The sequence below is a fragment of the Streptomyces sp. P5F9 genome (genome assembly GCF_057961495.1).
Map to the genome: position 1 here is coordinate 1 of NZ_JBXVPZ010000599.1, position 5,011 is coordinate 5,011.

At 66.2% G+C, this 5,011-nt stretch carries 3 protein-coding genes and 1 pseudogene; 1 reads left to right on the plus strand and 3 read right to left on the minus strand.

What is annotated here, in order from left to right; translation table 11 throughout:
- Window positions 1-458 (plus strand): annotated as a pseudogene (locus tag AC31A1_RS46510) (hypothetical protein); the annotation flags it as partial.
- A 242-nt stretch (window positions 459-700) separates the two neighbouring features.
- Here AC31A1_RS46510 and AC31A1_RS46515 read toward each other — a convergent pair.
- From AC31A1_RS46515 to AC31A1_RS46525, 3 genes are all read right to left on the minus strand, one after another.
- Complete coding sequence (locus tag AC31A1_RS46515; protein WP_489659114.1) at window positions 701-2,731, minus strand: hypothetical protein; 2,031 nt, start codon at window positions 2,729-2,731, stop codon at window positions 701-703.
- Window positions 2,732-3,023: 292 nt separating this feature from the next.
- On the minus strand, window positions 3,024-3,464 hold the full coding sequence (locus AC31A1_RS46520; RefSeq protein ID WP_489659115.1) for a DUF5615 family PIN-like protein: 441 nt from the start codon (window positions 3,462-3,464) through the stop codon (window positions 3,024-3,026).
- Complete coding sequence (locus AC31A1_RS46525) at window positions 3,464-4,105, minus strand: DUF433 domain-containing protein (RefSeq protein WP_489659116.1); 642 nt, start codon at window positions 4,103-4,105, stop codon at window positions 3,464-3,466. Before AC31A1_RS46525 ends, AC31A1_RS46520 begins: the two co-directional genes overlap by 1 nt.
- Window positions 4,106-5,011: the final 906 nt, after the last annotated feature.

A 5,011-nucleotide genomic window follows, 5' to 3' on the forward strand; every position in this document is an offset into this window, starting at 1 on the left:
GGACGATCCCCAGCTTCCACCACAGCAGAAACCGAATCAGCTCGACCAGTGACTACACCACTCGGCGGGACACCATCCTGGTCGGCTCCACGGTGAGACAGATGATGACCGTCCTTGCAGCTGGCGAACGAGCCGAGGAGCGATGGCTGCACGAGACCGGTCAGTGGACCGAAACGCGGGCATTCTTTGTCGAGCGTGCGGGATGCGGCGATCGTGACACTGCACGACGTCGTCTGGCCGAGTTCGGTCAGGATCTGCGGTTCGGCACGAGTACTCCCGACGAGCCGGATGCGGCCGACTGGTGGCGGGCACACGACCTCGCTGACTCAGTGCTGGACGGTACCTGGCAAAAGGTCCTCGTACTGGCCGAGCGGATAGCTGACAGACAGACACTTCCCGGAGACGAGGCGGCAGCTCTGTGCGGGATGACCAACCCACCGCGCCGCCCCACGCCGTAGTCGGCGGACGACGAGGACCGAACGGTCATGTAGCAGGCGTGCTCGGTTCCTGGTGGTCTGTCACCAGGGCTGTCATGGCCGTAGGATGGGTGGCTGGGCCGGAGCACGTCAGGTGCGGCGATTCACCATCGCACCGGTTCGCCTGGGAGAGATCGGGGTTCGAGCCCCCGGCCGTCCACGTGGGCGTGCTCGTTCAAATGGCAGGACACTCCCTTCCTTTCATTCAGCTTTGGATCGCCAGGTCAGGCTCGGTCCCATCCGTCCGAGGTCGGGCTCGTGAGCCGAGTCACATTGAGTCCCGCGCAGGTGCCACGACGTAGTTCGCCCAGTACGGCCTGTTGCCGATCGGCAAGATGCTCGATGACCTCAAACGCGGTCATTCCGGGCTTTTCTCGTGTAGGCGTGACCGCATGCTGATACCAGTTGCCCAGGAACTCCAGCGTCAGGTCGACCAGGGAACGCCCCATGTGGACATCCAGCAGATCGGTGGTGGAGTCGAACCGGCCGTCGTGCAGCGCAGTGTTGCGCAGCGCGTACAGCCAGTCGAGGCACTTCTCGAAACGCTCGGCGGTTTCCTCGATCCACTGGGAAAGAGAGAGGGGAGCGACCATCCGCGCGCGCCAGGCTCGCAGTTGGGCGGACGTCTCCCCGCCGAGTCGGTCGCTGAGCGCGGTCAAGCCGTCGGCAGCTGCGCGCAATGTCGGGTCCGCGTCGGCTGGCGGCGCAAACGTGTCGAGCCAGCGGTCTGCATCGCGCAGAAACCCGTCCTCCCCAACGCCGGTCCAGGCGTCCACTGCCGCGCGGTACACCTCAGCCTCCTTGGCACGCTCCAGCGCAGCATGCCGATCGAGCGCGGCGGTGCGGGCTGTCGCCGCCTTCGCTGCCAAGGCCGCAACATGCTCGCTACCCGCAGCCTTGGCAGCGGCATCCTCCAGACGGTCAGCCTCGTCCTGCGCCCTGCGTTGGGCGGTGCGCGCGGCCGCAACTTCAGCTGCCACCGCCGTGCGCGTCCGCTGATGCAGGTCGACAGTCTGCTGGCGGGTGGCCTGGAGGCTCAAGGCCCGGGCCAACGCGAGGATCCTGCCGTCTCTGGACTTGACATCCAGCGCCTCCAGCGCGGCCCAGCACAGTCCGGCGGCAGTCGTTGGAGCCTCAACGATCCGGGCGATGTGCGCGGTACGCAGGCTTTCGCGCAGCGCAAGCGGCCATCCGGTGGTCAACGGTCGTACCGGACCCGCCCCCAGGACGGGAACCGTGAGCCGCAGCACTCGGCGCGAACCAGGCGCGTGCGCAAGTGTCTCGGACCGGAGCCGAATCTCCGCGAGACGCTGGCCCGCCACGTATTGGTCGAGCGACTCCGAGGCTATGCGCCGACCCAACAATGCGGCGCCGCCCAGGTCGCGAGCACGCACGGTAAAGGTCAGCAGAACGTGGCCGCCCGCCTGATTTCTCGACCAGTGGCGGCGCGTGGTGGACGCCGCCGCAGCAAGGTCGGCGAGCGCCTCCAGGTCGGCCGTAGCGTGGCCCCAGCCGACTATCGGCTCTCCCGGCATGATTGCCGTCGCTGCCGCTGCTGGGTCCATCAGCCCGGCCATTGACTCCAGCCGGGAGGTGCCCTCGACGACCACGGCCACCCGGAAGTCCCGCTCCGCAGGCAACAGCACACGCAGCAATTGGCCAGCGTCGAGCGGGCCCCGGCTGCTCAGCGCAGAGCGCACGTCGTCGGTAAGTTGAGCATGCCACCGGCCCTCCAACACGCACAGGGCAGCCACTTCCAGCGCGAGCCGTTGCCTAGCGTCCAGGGCGGGCGTCCCGCGCCAGGCAGCCACGAAGCCGCACTCGATGGCGGCGCGCACGTCGACCACCCGGGCAGCCAGGAGCGTGGCGAACGCGTCGCAGTCATCCGGATCGCGAATCCCAGCCACACCGCCTGCTTGGATGGCTCTCAGCTCGTGCATGGCACCGTCGAGCGCGCCTGCCTGCAAGTGCGACTTCATCGCGTCGAGGGCCGCCAGTGCGGTGGTGACCAGTTGAAGCGTCGGCCTCTCGAACGGCTGCGGCTCCTTCCGGCCCTTCCGCGCCCGCGACTCCAGCGCGGAGTGGGCCCGCGCAATCGCGGCTACCGCTGTCCGGGCACCGCTGACGTGCCGGGTCAGGACCGAATCCGGGTCGCACGCCGCCAACACGCCCTCCAGCAGACCCCGCTGACAGTCGTCCAGTCCGGCAATTCCGCACAGTCGGATCCAGTCGGCTTCGGCGCGCACCAGTGACATGGCCTGACTCTAACGGCCCGGCTGTCCCACGAATGCCTTCTCAACTCGGCCTTGCCAGCGTGACAGCGTCAGGTTGCCGCACGCAGAAGGAGTCCAGACAGGAGTGCGGACGGAGCGGCGGCAGCGGCCCTCTTCGAAGGCGGTGTCGGCCAAGAACTTCGTCACCAGGTCGGGGCGCACGGGTGGTACTCCAGTTCGCCCTGGGGTTCCCCACCTGGCGCTGAAGCACCGGCAGGCAACACCTCGACCGCCACCGACACCTCGGCGCGTGGAGCAGCATCGCCAGAGACGACTATCGCGGCCAGTAGCGGGGCGGTTCCTTGGCGGGGTCAACCAGATCGAACCGCTGCTTACTACCGGGGTTCAGCCCTTTGATGTGAACGAGTTGCTGGCCCTCCGCTGCCTCGAGTTCACGGATGAGGAGCGGCATCGAGGCGATCACTGCGCCCATGGCCAGGCCCAGGCCAGCCATGCCCTTATGGCCATGGCTGAACCGGATGTGGTGCATGCCCGACTTCTTGATGGCGGCTGTCTCCGAAGGGTCCTCCAACTGACGCCCGTCCTTTGTCAGGAAGGCTGCGAAGCCTCGCTTCGCGGCGTCGGGAAGGAGAGCTAGATCCTTCTTCCCAGACCACTTGAGCTCGCTGACGTGGCGCACCTCATGCCCAGGAAGCAGCCGCCTGAGCATCTCCAGCATCTGCACTGGGACGTTCTCGTCGATGAGGATTCGCATCAGGCAGCGCGCGGTCCCGGGCTGTAGCTGTCCACGTAGAGGGCGAAGGACACCGCGTCACGAGCGGCCTCCGCTGTCACGCCGGGGTAGTAGTCAGCGATCTTCTCGGGAGGGATGCCGTCCTCCACGAGCTCGGCCACGGCATCAAAGGGGACACGAGTGCCGGTGATGACCGGCTGCCCGCCCTGGGTCTCAGGATCGACGCTGACATGTTGCTTGGGCCGTAGAAGATGCGGAACGACCACGCCGGCGCGGGGCGCGAACTCCTGAAGGATGTCAGCCATGGTGGCGATCACTCTCTGCCCCGGATGTTTGACCAGGTCGGTCGCGTGATCGTCGTTCCTGTCGCCCACCAGGACGATGGAGTCGCCCTCAGCCACCAGGGAGTAGCTGGACAGGTGCTCGACTTCGCCGAACCGCTTCAGCGTGGCCAGGGCCTTGCGGATCTTCTGCAGCGACACGTCCTGACGCAGGATCGCGAACGCGCGTAGCGCCAGCACGTCCCGGAAGGAGTACAGGGCCGGCTTGGCCGCAAGCTCAGGGCAGAGAACGGGACCGTTGCCACGGTCCTGCCGCCACGAGCGCAGCTGCCCGGTCGTGGCCCCAGAGAGAGCCGCAGCCATACGAGTCGAGTACGCCATGGCCCACCCCCTCCGGCCCTCGTGAATCCCTCTGTACACCAGCATCCCAGCTCCGCACCTGAGGACGCTACCGGAAGTAGGGCGAGGGCCCCAGAATTCACCTCTTGGCGGCGTGAAGAACCTGGCCTGGCGGTGCCGGCCGCGGGGCAAGGACTGGAGTGGGCCGAAATAGGAGCGACCCTCGTGGCGACAGATCAGCGAGAGCTGTTGCGCTACGCTGATTCCACGCGGCTGACCTGCGAGAACGGTCATCGGCTCGGCCCCGGGTGAAGGGGGCGAGATGCCTTTCATTTCCCAATGCCGATGCGAAGCTCCCCGGTTCTAGTTCCAGCTCCCACCTGCGACGTCGCCGCTCACGACAGCTCTGGGGTGCCTGCGTGGGCAGCGGATGGGAACGCCATGGGAACGGAAGGACCAGGAAAGAGTCGGCAAGACCAGGCAGGGAGAAGTAGCGACACCCTCCATGACCTGGCATTTTGCCGAAGATCCCGGCGTGATTGACCAAGATCAAGACGGGCATGTGCTGACTCGTAATGCGTAGGTCTCGGGTTCGAATCCCGAAGGCGGCTCTGAGGGACCCCAGGACTCACTCGCCGTGACCTGGGGTTTCTTTGTTTTCGTTGACCTTGGAATCTCAGGAAATCGGGCACTGTCTCCCTGTGCATCGTCATGCGTAGGTCGGAGGTTTGGTTTCTGTGCCGAGATCGACGATATGACGCTCTGACACAAAGGGTCCCGGCGGACAACCGGTGGACAAGCGTGCGTGACACTCCATCAGAGGATGATCGCTGCCCCTGGGACGATTGGTGGTCTCCGATGGGCCGGCGGGGATGGTGTCCCGCCGAGTGGTGTAGTCACTGGTCGAGCTGATTCGGTTTCTGCTGTGGTGGAAGCTGGGGATCGTCC